Source organism: Candidatus Thiodictyon syntrophicum (assembly GCF_002813775.1).
Classification (GTDB): domain Bacteria; phylum Pseudomonadota; class Gammaproteobacteria; order Chromatiales; family Chromatiaceae; genus Thiodictyon; species Thiodictyon syntrophicum.
Window position 1 is genome coordinate 2,853,730 of the sequence record NZ_CP020370.1, and the last position, 21,539, is coordinate 2,875,268.

17 protein-coding genes are annotated in these 21,539 nt (G+C 69.5%); 5 read left to right on the forward strand and 12 right to left on the reverse strand.

Annotation, left to right across the window (positions count from 1 at the left end):
* Positions 1-444: 444 nt before the first annotated feature.
* Both THSYN_RS12050 and THSYN_RS12055 read right to left on the reverse strand, forming a co-directional pair.
* The gene (locus tag THSYN_RS12050) at positions 445-1,713 is read right to left on the reverse strand and encodes a type II toxin-antitoxin system HipA family toxin (protein ID WP_100919366.1); all 1,269 of its coding nucleotides are present in this window, start codon (positions 1,711-1,713) and stop codon (positions 445-447) included.
* Positions 1,703-2,044, reverse strand: coding sequence for a helix-turn-helix domain-containing protein (locus THSYN_RS12055; RefSeq protein ID WP_236848874.1), 342 nt, complete (start codon positions 2,042-2,044; stop codon positions 1,703-1,705). The genes THSYN_RS12050 and THSYN_RS12055 overlap by 11 nt, the downstream gene beginning before the upstream one ends.
* 252 nt (positions 2,045-2,296) lie before the next feature.
* Here THSYN_RS12055 and THSYN_RS12060 point away from each other — a divergent pair, with 252 nt between their 5' ends.
* On the forward strand, positions 2,297-3,793 hold the full coding sequence (locus THSYN_RS12060) for an IS1182 family transposase (RefSeq protein WP_100919367.1): 1,497 nt from the start codon (positions 2,297-2,299) through the stop codon (positions 3,791-3,793).
* Positions 3,794-4,240: 447 nt separating this feature from the next.
* On the forward strand, positions 4,241-9,931 hold the full coding sequence (locus THSYN_RS12065) for an alpha-2-macroglobulin family protein (protein WP_100919368.1): 5,691 nt from the start codon (positions 4,241-4,243) through the stop codon (positions 9,929-9,931).
* Between the two features lie 163 nt (positions 9,932-10,094).
* On the opposite strand, the gene THSYN_RS12070 is transcribed toward THSYN_RS12065, so the two are convergent.
* The 4 genes from THSYN_RS12070 to THSYN_RS12085 all read right to left on the reverse strand — a co-directional run bounded on the left by THSYN_RS12070 (position 10,095) and on the right by THSYN_RS12085 (position 11,755).
* Complete coding sequence (locus tag THSYN_RS12070) at positions 10,095-10,532, reverse strand: type II toxin-antitoxin system VapC family toxin (protein ID WP_157817616.1); 438 nt, start codon at positions 10,530-10,532, stop codon at positions 10,095-10,097.
* The gene (locus tag THSYN_RS12075) at positions 10,529-10,786 is read right to left on the reverse strand and encodes a prevent-host-death protein (protein ID WP_100919370.1); all 258 of its coding nucleotides are present in this window, start codon (positions 10,784-10,786) and stop codon (positions 10,529-10,531) included. The genes THSYN_RS12070 and THSYN_RS12075 overlap by 4 nt, the downstream gene beginning before the upstream one ends.
* Positions 10,787-11,335: 549 nt before the next feature.
* Entirely contained in the window at positions 11,336-11,518 is a 183-nt protein-coding gene (locus THSYN_RS12080; RefSeq protein ID WP_157817617.1) for a hypothetical protein, read from the reverse strand.
* A 15-nt stretch (positions 11,519-11,533) separates the two neighbouring features.
* Positions 11,534-11,755: a hypothetical protein gene (locus THSYN_RS12085; protein ID WP_100919372.1), complete on the reverse strand. Its 222-nt coding sequence runs from the start codon at positions 11,753-11,755 to the stop codon at positions 11,534-11,536.
* 56 nt (positions 11,756-11,811) lie between these two features.
* On the opposite strand from THSYN_RS12085, the gene THSYN_RS12090 reads away from it, so the two are divergent.
* From THSYN_RS12090 to THSYN_RS12100, 3 genes are all read left to right on the forward strand, one after another.
* Positions 11,812-12,051: a hypothetical protein gene (locus THSYN_RS12090; protein ID WP_100919373.1), complete on the forward strand. Its 240-nt coding sequence runs from the start codon at positions 11,812-11,814 to the stop codon at positions 12,049-12,051.
* Positions 12,052-12,473: 422 nt separating this feature from the next.
* Positions 12,474-12,845 (forward strand): hypothetical protein, encoded by a 372-nt coding sequence (locus THSYN_RS33750; RefSeq protein ID WP_157817618.1) that lies wholly within the window; start codon positions 12,474-12,476, stop codon positions 12,843-12,845.
* Complete coding sequence (locus tag THSYN_RS12100) at positions 12,845-13,024, forward strand: hypothetical protein (protein ID WP_100919375.1); 180 nt, start codon at positions 12,845-12,847, stop codon at positions 13,022-13,024. The genes THSYN_RS33750 and THSYN_RS12100 overlap by 1 nt, the downstream gene beginning before the upstream one ends.
* Positions 13,025-13,276: 252 nt before the next feature.
* Here THSYN_RS12100 and THSYN_RS12105 read toward each other — a convergent pair whose 3' ends face one another.
* The 6 genes from THSYN_RS12105 to THSYN_RS12135 form a co-directional block, all read right to left on the reverse strand.
* The gene (locus THSYN_RS12105) at positions 13,277-14,383 is read right to left on the reverse strand and encodes a PP2C family protein-serine/threonine phosphatase (protein ID WP_100919376.1); all 1,107 of its coding nucleotides are present in this window, start codon (positions 14,381-14,383) and stop codon (positions 13,277-13,279) included.
* A gap of 184 nt (positions 14,384-14,567) precedes the next feature.
* Positions 14,568-16,109, reverse strand: a complete 1,542-nt coding sequence (locus THSYN_RS12110) for an FHA domain-containing protein (RefSeq protein WP_100919377.1) — start codon at positions 16,107-16,109, stop codon at positions 14,568-14,570.
* A 46-nt stretch (positions 16,110-16,155) separates the two neighbouring features.
* Positions 16,156-16,593, reverse strand: coding sequence for a DUF29 domain-containing protein (locus THSYN_RS12115; RefSeq protein WP_100919378.1), 438 nt, complete (start codon positions 16,591-16,593; stop codon positions 16,156-16,158).
* Between the two features lie 372 nt (positions 16,594-16,965).
* Positions 16,966-19,050, reverse strand: a complete 2,085-nt coding sequence (locus THSYN_RS35870; RefSeq protein ID WP_236848875.1) for an SUMF1/EgtB/PvdO family nonheme iron enzyme — start codon at positions 19,048-19,050, stop codon at positions 16,966-16,968.
* 102 nt (positions 19,051-19,152) lie between these two features.
* Positions 19,153-19,746 (reverse strand): FHA domain-containing protein, encoded by a 594-nt coding sequence (locus tag THSYN_RS12130; protein ID WP_100919379.1) that lies wholly within the window; start codon positions 19,744-19,746, stop codon positions 19,153-19,155.
* Positions 19,747-20,006: 260 nt separating this feature from the next.
* On the reverse strand, positions 20,007-21,311 hold the full coding sequence (locus THSYN_RS12135) for a transposase (RefSeq protein ID WP_100919380.1): 1,305 nt from the start codon (positions 21,309-21,311) through the stop codon (positions 20,007-20,009).
* Positions 21,312-21,539 lie beyond the last annotated feature (228 nt).

Consider the following 21,539-nt stretch of genomic DNA (forward strand, 5'->3'; position numbering starts at 1 on the left):
CGGCGGTGGGCACGGGGGGCATCCGGTGTTTCCTGCGAATGGCGGCATTTGAGAGTCTAGACCAGGGCCGGGAGGGGGGATAGGCGTCTTGGCCGGATTGGCAACAATGATTGCGCGCCATGCCCGGTTACTGGTTCAGGCTGGCTTGGTCCGCCAGGTGAGCATACTCATAGGTCTGTGCCAGGTCGGGAGGGCGAAGGTCCGCGTAGCGGACCCTACGGGTGCGCAGTCAAAGCCCAGTACCGACGATGGAAATGCTCCGACCATTGACTGCGCCGTGACCCTAGGGTGCGCCGTGCGCACCATGGCGCCAGCCGAAACCCTGGCCGCGGCGAGCAACCGCAGCGTCTCAAGGTGCGCACGGCGCACCCTACGCCAATGGTCCGAGCAATTTCGTTAGCTGATACCAGGTTTCGCCGGTTCGGCAGTTGATGGCGAGAGGTGCTAACCGTCCCGATAGCCCTCAAGGCAATAAGGATTGAGAAACTGCCGCTGCCACAGCGCCCGCCGCTCGGCGATGGCGAGCCCCGCCGCGTCGCAAACCGACTCCCACTCACGGCCGATGACAGCGATCTGATGGTCGATCAGTGCCCGCGCCGGTGCGGCACCGAGCCCAAAGGCGGGCGCCGCGGCGAGACAGGCGGTCAGCCGGCTGTCACGGCGCTCGCCCGTCAACAGCATCGCCTGGCTCGCCTCCCCGCCGGTGCGCAACTGTGGGCAGAGGTCATAGGCCGGTGTGAGCCGATAGGTACGCCCGTCCCAGAAGGCGGCGTGATTGCGCGCATGGTCGTCGGTGTTGCCGCAGAGCACATTGAACACCATGCGTCCGTAGAGTTCGTCGAGTGTCCGGCGTGCATCGGCAAAGTCCCGGCGGACCCGGTGGGCCAGGTCCTCGTAGCTCGCATAGCGTGCCTCCATCTCACGCAGTCCGAGCAGGGTGAGGGCGGATAGCATCGCCCGGCGCTGCCAGCCATCGTCGCGGCGGACGCGGTCGAAGCGCTCGATCAGCAGCACCTCGCGGCCCAGGGAGCGGGTCAGGGCGACCGGGGCGACCTCCAGGCCCGCCAGGCTGGCCAGGCCCATGGCCAGGAATTCGGCCTTGACGAAGTTAGAAATGTCGTTGCTGGTGGAGAACTTGGCGATGTACTTGCGGGTGTCGGCGGTCAGCAGGGCCTTGGGTCTCGCGCCGCCGACCGAGGTGCCGTGCTGGAGGGCCAGGGCCAATGCGGGGGACAGGGGTTCGCCGTGCTCCAGGCGCAGGGCCGCATCCAGCAGATCATCCAGACTGGCCTCCGCGGATTCGCGCGGGCGGTAGTGTGATGACGATGCCTGGAAATCCAGGGCGCCGATGCGCTCCGATCCCGACTCCAGCAGATAGGTCAGTTCGTTCAGGTCCACCAGCGCGGCGTCCTGGCCCTGGCGTCCGGTCAGCCGGTTGATGATGACCCGGCGTCCCCAGGCGTCGGGCGCTGCATCGCGCAGACAGGAGGGCAGGTCGTCGTCCCGCTGGCGCTGCTCGCCCGCTTGCAGCGGCAGTTCGTCCGGGAAAAGGCTGATCGCATCCTCCCGCCGCAGATAGGATCGGCCATAGGCGAAGCCATGACCGCCGCGGGCATCCCGGCGCAGGACGCCCGCCACCACCGGCGCCTGGGAGCCCGGCAGCCAGACCCAGACATAGGCCCGATTGGCTTTGACGTCGGCCTCAGAAGTCATCGTTGACGGGTTCCTCACCCGGGCGGCGCACCCGGGAGGGCAGCAGCGTCAGTTTTTCCTGCTGGCGGGTCAGTTCGCGGTCCAGTCCCCGCGGCGATTCCTGCCCGAACAACGGGAGGTCCACCAGGGCGGCGGCTTCAAAGAAGGTGCCGATGGCGACGCCGGGTTCGCCGCGGGTGATGCGGCGGATGGTGACCGCGCCCACGCCGACCCGCTCGGCCAGCGTCTCCCGGGACCAGCCCTTGCGAATCCGGCCTTCCTCGATCAGGCCGCCCAAGAGGCGAAGGGCCTGGCGGGTGGTGGGGGAGAGCATGCGGTTGGTGATGGGCACCTGTCACTCAATCGACGGTTAAGGCATTAAGTGATCAAATTGTATCGGAAGGCGTTTGGCGCGACCAGTGGCGTGGTCTCAGATGTTGGACTGGGCATTCGCCGCGTTCGGAGGTGTTAATTGCCCACCTACCCGGCGCGCGGGCCCGGGGAAAACGTTCCGGACGGGGCGAACGAGATTGGGCAAGTATTCGGATCGTGCCCGGTGCCTGGCGTAGACTGTCAGCCAAGTCGGAACCAAGGGGTCAGGGGGATGGTCGGCAGACGCTACAAGCAGGGCACGGCACGCGGGTACGAGGCACGGTTGCCGCGGCGCATCGAAGACTTTGTGGGCGCGGACAATCCGGTGCGCGCGATCGACGCCTACGTGGCCACCTTGGACCTGGCGGCGCTCGGGTTCGTGAACGCGGGCGGGGCGCTGCGCTGCGGGCAACCGGCGTTCGCCCCGGCGGCCTTGCTCAAGCTCTACATCGCCGGCTACCTGGATCGGGTGCACAGTTCGCGGCGCCTGGCGCGCGAGTGCCGCCGCAATCTGGAGTTCATGTGGTTGCTGGAGGGCCTCACCCCGGGCTACCGCACGATCGCCGCCTTCCGCCAGTTCAACGGCCCGGCGCTGCGGGCGGTGTGCAAGGACTTCATCCTCCTGTGCAAGGACCTGGACCTGCTCGGCGGGGAGGAGATCGGCATCGACGGTGCCTTCTTCAACGCCAGTGCCAGCGACGCCAGCGTCATCACCAAGACCACACTGGAGAGGCGACTCAAGCAGATCGAGTGCGACATCGCGGCCTACCATCAAGACCTGGAGACCCAGGATGCCCAAGAACGGGGGTTGCCTGAGGACCTGAGCAAGACCCCGGAGTTGGCCGCCAAGATCGTGAAGCTCCAGGCGCGCCAAGCGCAGCACGCGGCCCTGCTCAAGCAGTTGGCGGACAGCGGGGACACCCAGATCTCGCGTACCGACCCCGATGCCCGCGCCTTGCGCAAGGGCGGCCAGCAGCTGGTCGGCTACAACGTCCAGGACTGCGTCGATGGCAAGCACCGGCTGATCGTCCATGACGAGGTGACCAACGCCGGCAACGACACCCAGCAGTTGGCCCCGCAAGCCCTCGCTGCCAAAGCGGTGTTGGCGGTCGAGAAACTGACCGCCGCGGCGGATGCCGGCTATTTCAACGAGGCGCAGTTGGCCGCGTGTGCGCAGGCCAACATCACCGTCTACGTCCCGGTTCCCGACTACGCGCAGGGCCTGACCGCGCAGGGGCGCTTGAGCGGGGCGAACTTCCAGTACCTGCCGGACACCGATGTCTATCTGTGCCCCGGCAAACAAGAACTGCACCAGTATGGCACGCCGCACCGCCGCGCCGGCACCGGCACCCTCTACACGCGTTACAGCCGCCCGCCCGGCGCCTGTCAAGACTGCCCGCTCAAGGCCTCCTGCCTGCCCGCGAGCGGGCGGCGCCAGGTCGAGCGCTCCGAGCATGCGCCGGTCGTGGACGCGTTGCGCCAACGCATGGCGACGGAGGGACCCGCGCGCATGCGCCAGCGCGCCGGGCTGGTCGAACACCCCTTCGGCACCCTCAAGCGCTGGTTCGGCTGGGACCACTTCCTAGTGCGCGGCTTTGAGAAAGTCTGGGGTGAGATGAGCCTGATGGTGCTCGGCTACAATCTCACGCGGGTGATCCACATTCTCGGTGTGCAGGCGTTTCGGGATTACTGCGCCCAGCGTTTGTCCAGCCGCCTGCTGCCCATCTAGGCAGGGATGGTGACTTCATCGATAGGCTTCTGTTTTCTTTCAAATAGCAGCCTCGGAGACGAATTTTGACGGCCAGTCGATCGCGCCCGCGCCGCTCGCCCGCGACGAAACCGGGCGGCGCCAGGAGCCGCCAGGCACGCGGTGGCACGCCCCCTGGCGAACACACCATGAATACTTTCACAATCTCGAATGCCCCGTCCGGCCCGAGCCGCAACGGCTACTGGGAGCGCCGCACCCCAGTGCGGCTCGGCCCCGGCTCAACCCGCACCGCCAGGGTTGTCTGCGAGATCGCGCCGCACTGGGGTGCGGCGCTCCCAGGGCGTCCCGGGCGCCGTTCGCGGCGGGACGCCGCTCCCACGGGGTTTCTTGTCGCGACGCCCGTGCGGGGGCGGTGCCGACTCACCTATACTGAGCGGGCCTCCGCCCACCTCCCCACAGGAGTCCCCCATGCACGGTTTCAGGTTCCGCCCGCGTGCCGATCGGTACGCCTTGCTCCTTCTTTTGGTGCTGGCCGTGCTGCTGCCTGCCTGGGTCCTGGCCGCGCCGGGGCCGGCGGCGGGCGCGGGGCCGACGCCTGCCCCGAGTGCGGCGCCCGGCCCCGCCCGGCAACTGCTCCTGATGCAGGACGCGGACTATTTCGGCCGTGATATCGAGGTCCTGAAGGAGGTCGCACTGGACGACTGCACCGCGGCCTGTCTCGCGACCCCGGCCTGCCGCGCCTTCACCTACAACAGCAAGGCGCGCTGGTGCTTCCTGAAGGACCAGTTCCGCGACCTGCGGACCTTCCCGGGGGCCGTCTCCGGGCGGGTCCTGGAGGGGGCGGCGGCGACGCTGGCGCAGCGGCGCGCGGCGGAACTGGGCTTCCTCCCGCCCGACGCACTGGACGCGGCCAGGAAGCTGGCGGCCGGGCTCGCGGCCCTGGTGCCCCCGGAGTCCACGAAGGAACTGAAGGGGCAGGGGGTGGACGAGGTCAGCGCCGCCGCCCGCGCCGCGCGCGGGATGGGCAACGGCGAGCAGGCGGTGGTGCTCGCGGCGGCGGCGGTGCGGCTGGCCCCGGATGATCCGGGCCTGTGGCTCGGCCTCGCGCAGGCGCTGGAGGCGGCCACGCCCGAGGGCTATGAACTGCGTTCTCAGCGCAAGGCGCAGGCGAGCGCGGCGGCGGTCAATGCCTATCTGCTGGCCCCGACCGAGGCGCAGCGCACCCCCGCGCTCCTGGCCCTGGGCCGGACCCTGAAGAACCGCGAGCAGTGGCGCCCGGCCATCGGCGCCCTGGCCGCCGCGCTCGCCCTGCGGACCGATCCGGCGGTACAGGCGGACCTGGCCAAGCTGCGGGCCGATCATGGCTTTCGTGTCACCGAGCACCGGGTGGAGGCGGAGAGCCCGACGCCACGGATCTGTATCGAGTTCTCGGAGCCCCTGGCGCGGCTCAACCCCAACCTGGCGGACTTCGTGAAGGCGACTGATGGGAACGCGGGCGCGGGCGGGGCCAACACCGGGGCCGGGCTCCCGGTCGACCCGCAGGAGCGCCAGGTCTGTATCGATGGCGTCAGTCACGGCGGCCGCTATACGATCCAGGTCCGCAAGGGGCTGCCGGCCGCGAGCGGCGAGACCCTGGCCAAGACCGTCGACCTGGATATCCGGGTCGGTAACCGCACCCCGGCGGCGCATTTCCTGGGTCGCGCTTATGTCCTGCCCCGGGGCGGTGAGGCGACGATCCCGGTGGTCTCGGTCAATGCCGACCGGCTGGCGGCCAAGGTCTACCGCATCGGCGACCGCTCCATCGCCCAGGCCCTGGGGGACGGCCCCTTCCTCAAGTCGCTGAGCGGCTATGAGGCGGGGCAGATCGCCGACCAGACGGGCGAGACGATCTGGACCGGCACCATCGAGATCCAGGCGGAGTTGAATCGGGATGTCACCACCGCGGTCCCGGTCGGCACCCTGGTGCCGGATCTCAAACCCGGGGTCTATGCCCTGACCGCGAGCCCCACCCGCACCCTGACCCCGGGCCAGCAGGAGCAGGACTGCGAAGAGGGGTGCGGCGAGTCCGCCGCCACCCAGTGGTTCGTGGTCTCGGACCTGGGCCTCACCGCGCTCACCGGCAACGATGGGCTCCACACCCTGGTGCGTTCCCTCTCCAGCACCGCCCCGGTGGCCGGGGCAAAGCTGCGGCTCATCGCCCGCAACAACGATGTGCTGGGCACCGCGGACACCGATGCCGCCGGCTATGCGCGCTTCGAGCCGGGCCTGCTGCGCGGCACCGGCGGCAATGCCCCCCTGCTGATGACGGCGGAGGCGGCGGACGGGGACTACGGCTTTCTGGACCTGACCCGCACCCCCTTCGACCTCACCGACCGCGGGGTCGAGGGCCGGCCCGCGCCCAAGCCGCTCGATGTCTTCCTGGTGCCCGAGCGCGGGGTCTACCGCCCCGGTGAGACGGTCCACCTGACCGCCCTGGTCCGCGACCCGCAGGTGCGCGCCGTCGCCGACCTGCCCCTGACGCTCGTCATCCGCCGTCCGGACGGGGTGGAGCGCGAGCGTCTGCTGGTCAAGGACCAGGGGCTGGGCGGGCACCTGGCCGATGTCGCCCTGACCGGCGGGGCCATGCGCGGCACCTGGCGCGTCCTGGCCTATTCTGATCCCAAGGGTGAGCCGATCGGCCAGACGACCTTCCTGGTGGAGGACTTCGAGCCCGAGCGGCTGGACTTTGCCCTGACGGCCCCCGGGACCGGTGCCGGGCTCGACCCTCGCGCCGCGACCGCCCTGCCGATCACGGCGCGCTTCCTCTACGGCGCCCCCGCGGCTGGGCTCCAGGTCGAGGGCGAGCTCGCGGTCAAGGTGGCCGAGGGGCTCGCCGCCTGGCCGGGCTACCGCTTCGGGCTGGTCGACGACGTGCCCGAGGCGACCCAGCAGCCCCTGGACGCCGTGACCACGGACGCCCAAGGCGCCGCCCTGGTGCAGGTCCTGCTGCCGGAACTCGTGCCCACCAGCCGGCTCCTCACCGCCGACCTGGCGGTGCGGGTGCTGGACGCGGGCGGGCGCCCGGTCGAGCGCAACCTGACCCTGCCGGTCCTGGACGGGCAGGCGCGCCTGGGCGTGCGCCCGACCTTCGAGGGCGAGGCCCCGGAGGGCGGGACCGCCGGGTTCGAGGTGATCGCGCTCGGCAAGGACGGGGCGCGCCGCGCGGCGACCGGGGTCGCCTGGACCCTGGAGCGGGTCGAGACCAATTTCCAATGGTATCGCAAGGACGACGGGACCTATGACTATGAGCCGGTCGAGCGCACCAAGCGGGTGGCGAGCGGCACCCTCAAGCTGGACGCGACGAGCACCGGACGCATCGAGACCCCGGTGCAGTGGGGCGCCTACCGCCTGCGCCTGGCCGCCGACGGGCTCCTGTCCGTCAGCATGAACTTCGAGGCCGGCTGGTATGTGACCCCCAAGGCGGCGGACACCCCGGACCAGCTCAAGGTGTCGCTGGACAAGGCGACCTACCGGGTCGGCAACCGGGCGCGCGTCCACATCGAACCCCATACGGGGCAGGGCGGTCAGGGCGGCGAGCCCGGTCTGGCCCTGGTGATGGTGGTGGACGACCGGGTGATCGCCATGCATGCGGTGCAGGTCCCGGCCACCGGCACCACGCTCGACCTGCCGGTCACGGCCGACTGGGGGCCCGGGGCATACGTGACCGCGGTCCTCTACCGGCCCATGGACCTGGAGGCCCGGCGGATGCCCGGGCGCGCCATCGGCCTGGCCTGGGCCGGGGTGGACCCGCAGGAGCGGCGGCTCGCCATCGAGCTTGCGGTGGAGCCCGGCCAGCGCCCCCGCGGCACCATGCCGGTGCGCGTGGCCGTCACCAATCTGGAGCCCGGCACCGAGGCCTTCGTGACCCTGGCCGCGGTGGATCAGGGCATTCTCAATGTCACCGGCTACAAGCCGCCGGAGCCGGACGCCTGGTACTTCGGCCAGCGCCGCCTGGGGCTGGAGGTCCGTGACCTCTATGGCCAGTTGATCGACCGGATGCAGGGCGCGCCGGGGGTGGTGCGCTCCGGCGGTGACGGCGGTCTCGCCAAGCTCCTGGCCCCGCCCCCCAGCGAGGAACTGATGGCCTATTTCTCCGGCGTGGTGCGGCTCGACGATCAGGGCCAGGCGGTGATCCAGGTCCCGATCCCGGACTTCAACGGCACCGTGCGGCTCATGGCGATGGCCTGGACCGCGGTCGGCGTCGGCCACGGCCTGGCGGACGCCCTGGTGCGCGACCCGGTGGTGGTCAGCGCCAGCCTGCCGCGCTTCCTCGCCCCCGCCGATCGCAGCCGCCTGCTGCTCGGCCTCACCCTGGTCGAGGCCGAGGACACCGCGGGCGCCGCGCCCCAGGGCGGTGAGGTAACGGTCGCGGTCAGCACCGAACATGGACTCATCACGGCCGACCCCGCCGCCGCGACCCAGCGCCTGACCCTGGCCCCCAGCGTGCGGACCGAGGTACAGGTCCCCCTGACCGCCGACACCGTCGGCGACGAGACCATTCTGGTGCAGGTCACGACCCCCGCCGGCCAGGTCCTGACCAAGCATCTCAAGCTCGGCGTGCGCACCAATGCCCCCGCGACCTTCAGCAGCACCGCGCACCTGCTGGCCCCCGGGGCCGCGCCCCTGACGCTGACCCCGGACCTGCTGGGCGATTTCGTGACCGGCACCGGGGCCGTCCTCGCCTCCGTCAGCCGCGCCGGGCGCCTGGACATCGCCGGCATTCTGCGCGGGCTCGACCGCTATCCGCACGGCTGCACCGAGCAGCTCGTGAGTCGCGCCCTGCCGCTCCTGTACCTGGACCAGGTCGCCCTGGCCGCGGGCTTGAGCGGCGATCCCGCCGTGCCCCCGCGCATCCGCGAGGCCGTCACCCGGGTCCTGGCCAATGCCGGGGCGGACGGGCGCTTCGGCCTCTGGGCGCCGGGCGGTGAGGACCTGTGGCTGGACGCCTTCGCCACCGACTTCCTCACCCGGGCGCGGGAGCGCGGCTTCGAGGTCCCCCAACCGGCCCTGGACGCGGCACTCGATAACCTCAAGAACGCCGCCGCCTACAGCACCCCGACGCCCTCCGATGTCTATGCGCTCTATGTGCTGGCCCGCAACGGCCGCGCCTCCATCGGCGACCTGCGCTACCTGGCCGACGAGCGCCTGAAGGACCTGGGCAGCCCCATGGCGAAGGCGCAGGTGGGTGCCGCGCTGGCGCTCTACGGCGACCGCACCCGGGCGGACGCGGCGCTCACGGCCGCCGCCGCGGACCTGGACCGCTCGGTCCCGCTGGTCGGGGCCGGGACCTGGCGCGCCGATTACGGCTCCACGCTGCGCGACGCCGCCGCAGTGCTCGCCCTGGCGGCGGAGTCCGGCAGCGACTCCGTGGATCTCCGCGCGCTCGCCGGCCGGGTCCAGGACGGTGTCGCCCGGGCGCGCTACCGCAGCACCCAGGAGGACACCTGGCTCCTGCTCGCCGCGCAGGCGCTCAACAAGGGCAAGGACGGCCTGCGCCTGGAGGTCGACGGCAAGCCGGTCGAGGGCGCCTGGTTCGGCCGCTTCGACGCGGCGCGCCTCGCCGCCGCCCCGGTCCTGATCCGCAACCTGGGGACCAAGCCGGTGGACGCCATGGTCGCGGCGCTCGGCGTGCCGCGCGTCGCCCCGCCCGCCGGGGGCAACGGCTATGTCATCGAGCGCGCCTACTATGACCTGGACGGCAAGCGGGTCGAACTGACCGAGGTGCCCCAGGGCAAGCGGCTGCTTGCGGTGGTCACGGTGCGGGCGGACGCACAGGGTCAGGCGCGGCTCATCGTCGATGACCCCCTGCCCGCCGGGCTGGAGATCGACAACCCCAACCTGATGCGCTCCGCCGATGTCGCCCGGGTCCCGGGGCTCGACCTGCTGGAAAACCCCGCCCACCAGGAGTTCCGCAGCGACCGCTTCGTCGCCGCCATCGAGCGCGACGCCGATGACCCGGCCGAGTTCCAACTCGGCTACCTGATCCGCGCCGTCACCCCCGGCACCTACGCCCAGCCGCCCGCGTCGGTCGAGGATATGTACGACCCCAGCCGGCGGGCCTGGACCGAGGCCGGGAGTGCGAGCGTGGTGGGGAGCGTGGGCGTCCCGCCCGCGCGGTAAAGGTGGTACTCGTGACACCGCTCCAGCGGTGTCACGTCTGTGTCAGGCGCTGTGCGCCCTGAGGCTAAGGTGCCGACCGAACCATGGCGGGCGCCGCTTCGCCCGGGCCGCACAGCGGCCAACACATGGGTGACACCGCTGGAGCGGTGTCACCAGAACCCAATCACGCCGAACCGGCACCCCCGATGTCCCCAAGAACGACGAGGCTCAATCCCGCCACACGGTCGAAACGCTTGTCGTTGGTCAGGAACAGGCAGCCGCCTTCCGGCACGGCCAGGGCGCAGGCGGCCTGAATGGCGTCCGGGGTGCGCAATCCAGTCTGGGAGCGGACGCGCAATGCGGCCTCGATCACTTCGGGCGTGATCTCCACGAGGCTCAGATCGCGGGCTGCGAAAAAGGCCCGATAATCGTCGATCAGACCCTGGTCGCCGTCACGTAGTGGTTTGACCAGACATTCGAGTACGCTCAGACGGGACATCGCAAGCCGCGCCCGCGGATGGCGCTCATGAGCCTGGCGAAGCGCCGCGACCACCTGACCGTGAAAAGGCTCCTTGGCCTCGATGAGATAGATCAAGGCGCAGGCGTCGAGAAAGATGGTCACGGCGTCGCGTCCCAGGCATCACGCTCAGCGCTGAGGTCCGCGTCGATGGCCGATTTGTCCCGGGTGGCGCGGCTCGGCCGTTCGAGCCAATCCCAGGCGCTGGGGCCTGCGGTCAGGCGCTCATAGTCCTCGGTGCTCAGGACGACATAGCGTGCGCGTTGGTTCTCTATGACCTGAACCGGGCCTTGTCGGAGCAGTTCGTCCACGGCAGACATGCCGCGGCGCTGGATTTCTTGTGCGGGGATGCTGTTCATTGTTCCCGACTCGTTGGGGGCGGTCGCCCGAAGTGACCTGTCGCTACGAGGATACCAGATACAACCCGTCCTTCCTGGTCACCAAGCGCCGATGCGTGCGATCCAAACCGATGTGGTCGCTCGAACGCCGTAGGATGGGCAAAGCCCGCGCGCAATGGTTGGGTTCGGCATCGACGTTGCGCGGGCGGGCCCATCCTGCCCGCGCCGACGCCTGGAGGATGGGCACGCTGCGCTTTGCCCATCCTACAATCTTGGCGTCACGACTGCTGATTGTGGGTTTATTGTGGTACGTCCCCTATTTCGCACCTGACCTTGCAGTACCCGATCACCTACAACGGCGACACCCTGGAGGTGCTGACTCGTCGGAACTGCTGGACCTGGAGGTGCAGGAGCTTTTGGCCTGGCACGCGCAGGCGCGGCGCCTCGCGGCGGCCGGGCGGCGCTAGAAGGGGCCGAACCAGAGGAACAGCAGGCCGGCGATGAGCAGGATGGAGACGCAGGACAGGAAGGAGTTGAGGGCGTCGAGCAGGGTCATGTGGGGTTCATCCTTCAGCGGGGCTTCCACCTCGTGAGGGCGTCGCCGATGATTCCGGCGAGGCCGATGAGGAGCGCCAGGAGGCCGGTGACGACGCTCACCAGGACAACCATGCCAACGGCGTCCCCCAGGCCGCGCGCCTGCGGCAGGTGGTGGGCCAGTGGGACCAACCAGAAGATCGCTAAACCGTACCGCATGAACTGCCGCATGAATCACCCTTTGGACGAGGGATGTTGGAACACGGGGCGCGACCGTCCGCGGCGCCAGAGTAGACGCGCCACCCCGGCAGCCGCGCGCAGGTAGAGGCCAAGGACGCCCACGAGCAGCAGGCCCAGGAGCACGGCCTGCCAGGAGATCAGATAACACAGGGCCAGGGTCGCCGGGACGGCGCCCCAGAGGGCGAGCGACGGGCTGTTCATCCAGGCGTGACGCATGGTCGCGCTCCTCTTTCACCGACCCGCGGCGCGGGTCCCGATCCTGAGTATAGGCGATGTCCGCGGCCCTGAATCTGGCGGTAGTCCTGACCCTGACAGACCAGCTATCGGCGGGTCTGCAGGGTATCAGTGAGCGCTTGACGCAAGTGGGCGTGGCCGGAGCCGGGATGCTGGCGGCGATGCGGGTGCCGATCACGGCCTTTGCGGAGGCTGAGGATTCGATGACGCGGCTGAAGGTCGCGATGATGCAGGCGGGCGGGGTGGTGCCCAAGGTCTTCGCCGACATCAGCGCGTAGGGCGGAACGCGATAGCGGTTCCGCCTTTCGACGTGCGGGGAAGGCAGAACCGCCTGCGGCGTTCCGCCCTGCGGACCTACAACAGGCGGGGCTGATCGACTACAGTTATCGTCTGGACCCCGGGCGCGCGGCCTTCCTTACCAGCGAGGCCGGGCCGACCGCCGCCATCGTCAACGCCATCGCCGCCGCTATCCGCCGAAACCTATGATTCTTATCAGCCCACCAGAAATCGCCTCCGGCTTGCCCGCATGGAAGGCCTTCCTTGTCCGGCTGGACGCGAAGCCGTTGCCCGAAGACCAAGGATGGCGCAAGGCCAGGGCTGATGCGGTCGACAACATCGCATGGTTCGAGTCGTTGCCACCAGACGCGCCCGCGTGGCTACGGCTGGGGCCGACCGCGGTCGCGCCATTTAAGGGTGGAGTATGATCGAGCCACCAGGCTCGGGGCTGCTGATCGTCATCGACGGGATCGATGGTGCCGGCAAGCCCGCAGGGCGATCCGCTATCCCCGACGCAGGGGATAGCGGAACCGCCTGCGGCGTTCCGCCCTACGGACCTGGCCAACCGCAACCTATGACGACGATTCGCATCAGTCTCAGTGAGAACCCGGACGGCAGCATCCACGGCTATGGCGGGTGGGTTGAGATGGACGGGGTACGCTACCGCGTGTCCTGGGACGTGGGACCGGATCACCGGCTCCAGGATGGCGTGACCTTCGAAGCGTTGCTGGCGGCGGCCCGCGCCGGGCAGTGGCTGTATGTCGATGATGACAACCACTGGCGGATCGGCGACTGATGTCCGGCGCCGGCATCCGCATCGATGTCACGGTCCAGGACCAGGCGCTGCGCGCGGCGCTCGCGGAGCTGATCGCGAAGGTCCAGGACCCGGCCCCGGCGCTCCTGGAGATCGGCGAGGAGCTGTTCATCTGGAGCGCAGCGAAATCCAGGTCTTCGCTGCAACTCGCCGATATCTGATGTGTCCGCGAGGCCGCCCTCGGATTCCGCTGCGCTCCATCCGGGCTACGGCTTGGTCATTCTTCCGGCCACCTTTGCGGGTGTTGCCCGTCGCGGCCGGGGGGCCGCTCCTACGCCGTAGGAGCGGCCCCCAGGCCGCGACGGGTTGCCGCAAGGGCGCGTGGCCGCAGTGATGATCGAGGCGCGAGTCGGCCTTGATCACAAGTCCGGCCATCCCGTGAGACGAGAGGTCGGCGGTCCGCGCAGCGGACCCTACGGGTGGGCTCTGCGCGCGGAGGTTCCGCCGGGCCTGGGTTCCGCGGGACCAGCGGCGGGTCTTTCAGTCGGCTGATCCGGCGTCGCTGGCGACAACGCCGGATCGGCGGCTGACCCACTGGTCTTGGGCTGACCCTCAGCCTGGGGCGGATCAGACACCGCGCCCGGGGCGGCCGGCTGGAGATACTTCCACCCGAGAGAGAGGCCGAGCAAGGCAGCGAGCAGGAGCGCCAGGAGCGCCGCGATCACCGGGCGTCTGCGCCATGCCGGGCGGGCGCCGGTGGCCGGTGCCGCCGGGCGCGCCGGGCGGCCGGGCGCGCTCCCGCGCTCATGCCCATCCTCTGCCAGCCCCAGCAGCGCGGCGGTGGCGTTGTCCTGCTCGGGCCGGGCCAGGGCCCGAACCGCCTGGATCAAGGCGTCGGCGGCGGCCTGCGGGTCTTGCCGCACCAGGGCCTTGAGGTCGGCCTCGGGCAACACGCCGTAGACGCCGTCGCTCACCAGGAGCAGCCGGTCGCCCGGGGCCAGGTGTACGGGGTGCAGGTTGCGGTCGATCGCCGGGATCTGCGCAAGCCCCAGGAAGCTCGCCAGGGCCTGGCGGTCGGGGTCCCCGGCCGCCGCCTCCGGGCTCAGGGTGCCGGCCGCGACCTGGCGTAAGAGTTGGTTGGCATAGGTGTGGTCATCCGTGCATTGGATCAGGGTGTCGTCCGCGGCCCGATAGTGATAGAGACGGCTGTCGCCCACCCCCACCCAATGCAGTTCGGCCCCGCGCGCGACCAGGGCCACCAGGGTGGTGCCCACCTCACCCTCGCCCTCGCGGGCGCAGGCGAGTGCATAGACCGCCTGGTTGGCGGCCTGCAGCGACCGCTCCAGGGCCCGGGGGATGGACTCGTCCGCTTGCTTGGCCCCATAGGCGGCCATCATCCGCTCCACCGCCAGACGGCTCGCCTGGCGCCCGCCGCTCATGCCGCCCATCCCGTCCGCCAGCACCAGCAGGACGCCGCCATGGGCACGCAGGGCGGGGTGGTCGAAGCCGAGGAAACCAAAGGCGTCCTGCTGCTCGTCGCGGGTCCCTTGCCATTGCGCGTTGCCGGGTTGGATGTCCATTGGATGTTTGGGTTAAACCTGGTAAAGAGCGGTTATCCACAGATGGACACAGATTATCACAGATTATTCATTGACTTACACTTGGCCGGGGGGCTCATCTTGTCGGTGATCGTGCCATCAGCGATAAGCGCATGACAATTCAAAGAAAATCTGTGCTCATCTGTGTTCATCTGTGGATTTTAGGCTAGAGCGCGACGCGCAGTTCGGTCTGGCCGATGCCGATGACATCGCCGTCGCGCAGTGGATGGGCGGTCTCGATGGCGATGCCATTGAGCCGGGTGCCGTTGGTGGAGCCGAGATCGCGCAGCACCAGACGGCCGTTCGCCAAGACCTCGATCTGCGCGTGCCGGGAGGACACCTCCGCGTCCTCGGTCAGGATCAGGTCGCAGCCGGGGACGCGCCCGAGCACGGCGCCGGGGGACGCCGTCAGGGTAACCTGCTGGCCGCGCCGCGGGCCGGTCATGAAGGTGGCGCGCAAGGTGGCACGCGGTACGGGCGGTGCCATGACCGGCGCCGCGACCGGGGCCGGATCGGACGGGGGCCGGGGGCCGCCGTCTTCGATCTGCGGGGGCAGCGGGGCGGCGTCGTCGATGATGGGCGCGGGCGCGACCTTGCGCCGCCGTGCGAGCACCCAGGCAAGGGCCAACACCGCGAGCAGGGCCGCGCCGCCGGCGAGAGAGGGCCAGGGGAGCCTTGCCGCCGGTTCAGGCGGGGCCGGGGTTGGTACCACGGGCGCGGGCTCTGCGGGCGGGCCCGGGGGCGGCGCGGCGACAGGGGCGGCGGGTTCCGGCAACAGCCGCAGGTCGGTGCCCGCGGTCAGGGTCAGGCCCGCGTCGCGCAGGTCGATCTGAAGGCGATGGCGGTTGCCGTCCAAGGGGCAGTCCGGGCACTGGAGCTCGGCCCGATAGACCTCCGCGATGCGTGTGCGCATCGCCGCGAAGGCCGCGCCCGGGTCCTCCCGGCCGCCGTCGACGAAGACCCCGCCGGAGCGGCGGGCGAAGCCGCCCAGGGCGTTGAGCCCCGCCTCGCGGCGGGCGCGGTCACTGACGCTGCTGAAGCCGACGGCATAGATGGGGATCGGGCCTTCCGCGAGTGCCGCGTAGACCTCCTCGGCACTGATCCCGCCGGGGGCGTCGTCGATCCCGTCGCTCAAGGTCACGATGACCCGCCGCTCCGGCAGGCCCGTTGCCTGTTGCCGCCCCAGCGCTACGGCGCGGGCCAGGGCCTGATGCAGCGCGGTATGCCCATCGGCAGGCGCCAGACCCGCGATGGCGGCGGTGAGCGCCGCGGTGTCGGCCGTCGGTGCGACCAGGACCCGAACCTGGTCGCCGAAGCCGATCAGGGCCGCCCGGTCCCCGGTCCCCAGGGCGCCGACCCAATCCTTGAGCGCCTGGCGGATGCGTGCGAACCGCGGCGCGGACAGGGAGCGCGAGAGATCGACCAGGAACAGATAGACCACCCCGGTCGGTGCCGCGGCGAAGGGGGTCAGGGTGCGCACCTGGGCCGCGTGCGCGCCGACGGTGGCGTGAAGTTGCCCGGCATCGATCCCGGCCACCGCCGCCCCCGCCTCGTCGCGGACATCCAGATAGACGCGGATCTCCCGCCCGGCGGCCACCGCCTGGGAGATATGCAGGCTCGCCGGCGGCCCGGCCGCCGCGGTCTGGGCAAGCAGTGCCGCGAGCAAGAGTGCGCAGCCAATCAAGAGCAAAGGTCGGGCGGCCGGCATTTGGGGTGTTCTCCGTGTCTCCGTGAGAGGCATTCTTGGGTTCCTATTAAACGGGCCAGAAATCCCGGCCCAGGATCTCCTCGGTCGAATAGGGGCAGGCGCTTGGAAAGTCCTCGTCTGCCAGCCCCGTTTCGTCCGCCGCCCATTCCACGGCATCCGGATAGGCCTGCGCCAACTCATCGCTCAGAAAGCGGCGCAGGCTGGGGGTCTCTCTGAACAACCGCGCGAGGTCGTTGCGCTGGATGCGGATCGTCCCCCGCCAACTGTTGCAGCGCCCCGCGGGTTGGAATTGCCATTTCAGCAAATGGGCGACCAGCACCCGCAGGCGGCGATAGAGTTCCCGGCGTTCATTGCCCATCTCGGACTCCAACTCCGCGATCAGGTGCGGGACGTCCAGCGCGCCGAGATTGCCGGCTTTGAGCAGGCGCGCCTGTTGTTCAAGCCAGGCGAAGCGGTCGACCTCATGCAGGATCACGGCAGTCATCGCGTCAGCCTCAGTTACAGTAAACCTAAATCCGGCAGTTGCTCACGCCAAGGCGCCAAGCTCGCCAAGAAATACAATACGGCAGTCAGGTCGGGTGGACAAGCCAGGTAGGGTGAAAAGCGCAGCGCAGTCCACCAGCCACCGCGCGGTGCTCGCCAAGAAAGCCCATACGGCCGCCTGGCAATTCCAAGTTTGGGCGGTATCGCGTACACCTGGACGCGGAGCGCCCGCTCGACACTCCCACGCTGGAGCGTGGGAGCGAGACGGGCGCCCCCGGGTGGTTGCGGGGGGTGGCGGTGCCCGGCTGGAAACCGCCCCGGCTCCGCCCGGGGCGTTTCCAGCCAGGCCCCGCCACCCCTGCCTGCTTGCCGATTACTGGCCCCGGCCGGGCGGGGAAGACCCTCGGGACAGCCGAAAGCCGAAGAAGTCGTAGCGGCGGCCGGGATCGTCGCCGCCGCGGATCGCCGACCGGCAGCTCCTGCCGTCGCTGGTCCAACCGCCGCCACGCAGCACGCGCTCGCGGCCCCCAGCGTCCTCCCAAGCACTGCCATCGCCCGGTGCACCCTGATAATTGGTGTGCCAAGAATCCTGCACCCATTCAACGGCGTTGCCGTGCATATCGTAGAGGCCCCAGCGATTGGCCGGGTAGCTGCCGACCGGCTGGGTCTTTTGCAGCCAGACGCCGGTCTTGGCGCCGCAATCGGCATAGTCGTAGTTGCCGTTATAGTTGGCCTGTGCGGTGGTGATGCAGTTGCCGGTGCTGAAGGGGGTCGTGGTCCCCGCCCGTGCGGCGTATTCCCATTCGGCCTCGCTTGGCAGGCGGTACTGCTTGCCGGTCTGGGTGCTCAGCCACTTGACATACCCCTGTGCATCGTCCCAGGAGACGTTGACGACCGGGCGGGTGCCGCGGCCCCAGCCTTGGTCCTGGGGTCGGTGCGTGCAGCCGCCGGCGCTGACGCAGGCATCCCATTGGTCGAAGGTCACCTCGTATTTGCCCAACTCGAAGGCCGGGACCTGCACGTGGTGCTGCGGGCCTTCGTTATTGTCGCGCTCCGGTTCTCCCCACGGTGAGCCCATCAGGAAACTCCCCTCGGCAATGCGAACCATCTCGGGCTCGAAGGGGAGCCGCGCGGGCGGGTCCGGCGCGATGGATTCGGGGGTGACCACGGGTGCGGGTGGGATTAGCGCCGGTGCCGACGTGTCTGAGTTCGGTGCGGCCACTACCGGGGCCGTGATCGGCGCGACCGGCCCGGCATCGCGCGAGGCGACATAGGCCACCGCGGCGATGCCGGCGAGCCCGAGGGCGCCGCCGACGACCCAGGGCCAGGGTCCGGGACCGCCCGACGGCGGCGGTGAACGGCCGGTCTTCCCGCCCTGTCGAGGCGGAGGCGGTAAGCGGCCGGTCCTCCCGCCCGGACGAGGCGGCGCGGGCGGCGGCGGGGTCGGCCCCGGCCCTTTCTCCACTGCCACCCTGCCCGCGGTCCCGGCCAATGCCTGCTGCAAGGCCGCCACGCTCTGCGTCCGCTCGTCGGCCGCCATCGCCAGCGCCCGATCGAGCGCGGCGCTGACCGGGGCACTGATACCGAACGCCGCCGCCGGGCGCAGTGGCTCGCCCTGGGTCCGGTCATGGGCGTCCGGCGGCGTGGTGCCGGTGAGCATCCGGTAGAGCACCGCGGCGACCGCGTAGACATCAGTCCAGGGGCCTTGATGGCCGCGGCGGCTGTATTGCTCCAGTGGGGCATAGCCCGGGGTCAACAGCACCGACAGCGAGCGGCTGCGCTCGCCGGCGACCTGGCGGGCGGCGCCGAAGTCGATCAGCACCGGGCGGGCGTTGCCGCCGCGGGTGGCGGCGAGATAGATGTTCTGGGGCTTGATGTCGCGGTGTAGCAGGCCTTCTGCATGGACCGCGCGCAGGCCGTCGAGGATCTGCTGCATCAGGGCGAGCGCCTGGGCCTCGGGCAGATGGCTGCCCGGTTGACGGTCCAAGTGCTCGGCGAGTGTCAGCCCGGGGTAATACTCCATCACCAGATAGGCGGTGCCGTGGGCGGCGAGGACCTGGTGGATGCGCACGATGTTGGGATGGTCGAGCCGGGCCAGGGTGCGGGCCTCGGTCTGGAATTGCTCCAGGCCGTGCCGGAAGTTCTGCGCGTCGTCCGTCGAATCGGGGCTGACGGTGGTGCGGTCGGTCTCGCGCCCGGCGATGTCGCGCGGGAAGTATTCCTTGATCGCGACCCGCCGGTGCAGCCCGAGATCCCAGCCGAGATAGGTGATGCCGAAGCCGCCGGGCTTGCCGAGTACCCGGCCGACCAGGAACTGCCCGTGCAGCAGGGTGCGCGGGGCCAGGGTCTTGGCCGGGCGCGGCGCCTGCTCGTCATAGCCGCAGTGGGGGCAGGGGGTGCTGCCGCCGGTCTCCTTGAAGCAGCCGGGGCAGAGGGTCGCCGGGTTGGGGGTCGTCATGCCGCGGTTACTCCTGGTGCATTCGTTTGCGATGGTGGACTGCGCTATCGCTTGTCCATCCTACGGGGTCACGGGGCTTGTCCACCCGCAGGACCGCGGCGCTCAGCCCGCGGCGGGCGGGGCCACCGGCCAGGTGAAGCGCTCACCGCAGAAGGGGACGAACAGGAGCTTGCTGGCGCCGAATTCGATGGTGTCGTAGGGGGCCAGGGGCGCGGCGGCCAGCAGTTCCTCGTCGTTCAGATAGGTCAGGCCGCGGCCGTCGCCGGGGGCGAGGTTGAAGGTGTGACGCTTGGGGTTGTAGCTTAAGACCGCGTGGTTCTCGCGGCTAATGCTGGTGTCGCCGGCGATGACGATGTCCATGGTCGCGTCGCGGCCGATGAAGTTGCGCTCGCCGTGGACGCGGTAGTCGCGGCCCCGGTCCGGCCCCTCGATGCAGACCAGCCAGCCGACCACCGGGTCGAGGCCCAGGCGTTTTCTGAAGATGCCGACGGTTTCTTCCGGGTCGCGCCGCGGGCCGCGGCTGCCGGCGGCGCGGGTCTTGGGGAAGTCCTCGCCGACGGTCTCGGGTGATACGCCGACCGCGTCGGGCGGCCTACCCACGGTTTCCCCGAGATCGATCGGGACGCCGCAATAGGGGCAGGTGGAGTGGGTGCGCTCGTCGTAGAAGTGTCCCTTGCCGCAGGATTTCATGCCCATGGTGTCGCCCCTCGTGTGTCCTGTGTGCCGTGCGTGTTTCTCGCGGGATTTTAGGGGATAGCGGGGGCGGAAGAAAGAACGTCTCTCACGGAACAGCAATTCCCGCTCGGCCGCCGCGAGGTCAACCGGGGCGAGCACGCGGCGGCAGGGCGCACAGCCAGGCACAGCAACCCCTCACCGACGCACGGCGATGTTGAAACGGTTGGCTGACGATCCCCCTCAAGAACGGCGCTTCGCGCACCCGCGGTCACGGCCGGCGCCTACGAGGTGTCGGCGCCCAGGGGGAGCGACGGCGGGGTAATAATGGAGCGGTAGAGGGTTTCCCAGTCGGGGATCAGGCACAGGTCGAAGCGGGTGCGCAGCTTGCGCCAGAAGCGGGTCTTGCTCTTGGCGGCCGTCACCGCAGTCTGGAACAGTCGGCAGCAGCGTTGCTGGATCTGATCGATCAGAAACGCCAGCATCATCAGGTGCATGAGCACGGTGCTGAGGTGCTGTTGACCGTGACCGAAGTTGTGCTCGAAGTGGTAGCCTTGGTTCTTGAGGGTGTTGAAGGTCTCGTTCTCGATCTTCCAGCGTGCGCGGGCACCTCGCATCAGGGTCATGAGGTTGGTCGGCTCGATCCGAATGTCCGTGACCCACGCGAAGTGGGTCACGGTGCCGTCGGGGGCGTGCTCCCAGTACTCAAGGAAGTTCACCTCGAGGTCGAAGTTGGCATCGTTGAGGGGCGCGCCGTTGAGGTAACGGAAGCGGTGGCGGAATCCCTGCCGGTCGGTGAGCGTGGCCTCAGCGGTCTGCGCGGTGGCCTCGACCCAGTCGAACAGGAACGTATGGTCGCCCTGCTTAGCGCCGAGAATAAATCGCAGATCAAGTGCTTGCAGATGACGGATGTGCGGCGCGTTGGAGGCCAGCCCGTCTTCGACGACGATCAGCTTAAGGTGCGGATGCACCCGGCGCAGCTCGCTGAGCAGGCGCTTGGCCGCATTGCGCTCACAATCGTTTTTCGTCGCTCCGTCGGGTTTGAGGATCGGCTCGGGCGCCAGCGGAAAGACCTCCCGGTGATCCGGATGCACCAGCACCGCCCCGAGCATTTGATGGTAGTAGGTCGTGGTGCCGTCGCGGTGATGCTTCTCTGCACACTGCGGGCAGTGTACCTTCTGCGAGGAGAAGTAGCCGGTGCCGTCGAGCGAGAGCAGGTAGTGGCCGTCGAGGTACTCAAACCCCTCCAACCCCTTGCCGCGCTGTAGCTGACTAAACAGGGCCTTGTAGAGCGGACACAGCTCGCTCGGTGCGACCGCATCAAGGCGTTCGCGAAAGCGCGTGTCACACGGCGCGCGTTCGACCCCGTAGAGCGCCCGGAGGTTCGCCCGCGTCGTGACCTCCTGGCGGTCGTGCTCGAACTGCAGCAGGGAGGGGTATTTCAGGCCGAACAGGGCCAGCCCCGACATCAGGTGATCGACCAGCGGGATCGCATGGCCGGGCTCGTCGGGGATTTGGGCAAACACCCGCCGCGCTTCGCGCAGCAGCCCTTCGGCGCTGAGGTGTTTGCGGGAGAACGGCGCACTCATCGATACCTGCCTCGCAACCTGAGGTGTGCGCGGCAGTATACTGATTCGCAGCAGAAAGTTTACGAAAAACTATTTTTCAGGCATTCCCAAGCCTCTGTTGTATCGAAAAATAATCTAGCGGCGGGAATTGCTGCTCACGGAGACACAAAGGCACGGAGAAAGACAGTTCCGGATCTCCGTGGCTCCGTGTCTCCGTGAGAGGCTTCTTCTCAGCCACCGCGAGACTTC

Bases quoted from the DNA above. Each gene is read 5' to 3' on its own strand.
- THSYN_RS33750 (WP_157817618.1), top strand. From the start codon at position 12,474: ATGATCGAGCCACCAGGCTCGGGGCTGCTGATCGTCATCGACGGGATC.
- THSYN_RS12110 (WP_100919377.1), bottom strand. From the start codon at position 16,109: ATGCCGGCCGCCCGACCTTTGCTCTTGATTGGCTGCGCACTCTTGCTC.
- THSYN_RS12085 (WP_100919372.1), bottom strand. From the start codon at position 11,755: ATGCGTCACGCCTGGATGAACAGCCCGTCGCTCGCCCTCTGGGGCGCC.
- THSYN_RS12115 (WP_100919378.1), bottom strand. From the start codon at position 16,593: ATGACTGCCGTGATCCTGCATGAGGTCGACCGCTTCGCCTGGCTTGAA.
- THSYN_RS12100 (WP_100919375.1), top strand. From the start codon at position 12,845: ATGTCCGGCGCCGGCATCCGCATCGATGTCACGGTCCAGGACCAGGCG.
- THSYN_RS12075 (WP_100919370.1), bottom strand. From the start codon at position 10,786: ATGAACAGCATCCCCGCACAAGAAATCCAGCGCCGCGGCATGTCTGCC.
- THSYN_RS35870 (WP_236848875.1), bottom strand. From the start codon at position 19,050: ATGACGACCCCCAACCCGGCGACCCTCTGCCCCGGCTGCTTCAAGGAG.
- THSYN_RS12135 (WP_100919380.1), bottom strand. From the start codon at position 21,311: ATGAGTGCGCCGTTCTCCCGCAAACACCTCAGCGCCGAAGGGCTGCTG.
- THSYN_RS12080 (WP_157817617.1), bottom strand. From the start codon at position 11,518: ATGCGGTACGGTTTAGCGATCTTCTGGTTGGTCCCACTGGCCCACCAC.
- THSYN_RS12050 (WP_100919366.1), bottom strand. From the start codon at position 1,713: ATGACTTCTGAGGCCGACGTCAAAGCCAATCGGGCCTATGTCTGGGTC.
- THSYN_RS12090 (WP_100919373.1), top strand. From the start codon at position 11,812: ATGTCCGCGGCCCTGAATCTGGCGGTAGTCCTGACCCTGACAGACCAG.
- THSYN_RS12065 (WP_100919368.1), top strand. From the start codon at position 4,241: ATGCACGGTTTCAGGTTCCGCCCGCGTGCCGATCGGTACGCCTTGCTC.
- THSYN_RS12105 (WP_100919376.1), bottom strand. From the start codon at position 14,383: ATGGACATCCAACCCGGCAACGCGCAATGGCAAGGGACCCGCGACGAG.
- THSYN_RS12060 (WP_100919367.1), top strand. From the start codon at position 2,297: ATGGTCGGCAGACGCTACAAGCAGGGCACGGCACGCGGGTACGAGGCA.
- THSYN_RS12130 (WP_100919379.1), bottom strand. From the start codon at position 19,746: ATGGGCATGAAATCCTGCGGCAAGGGACACTTCTACGACGAGCGCACC.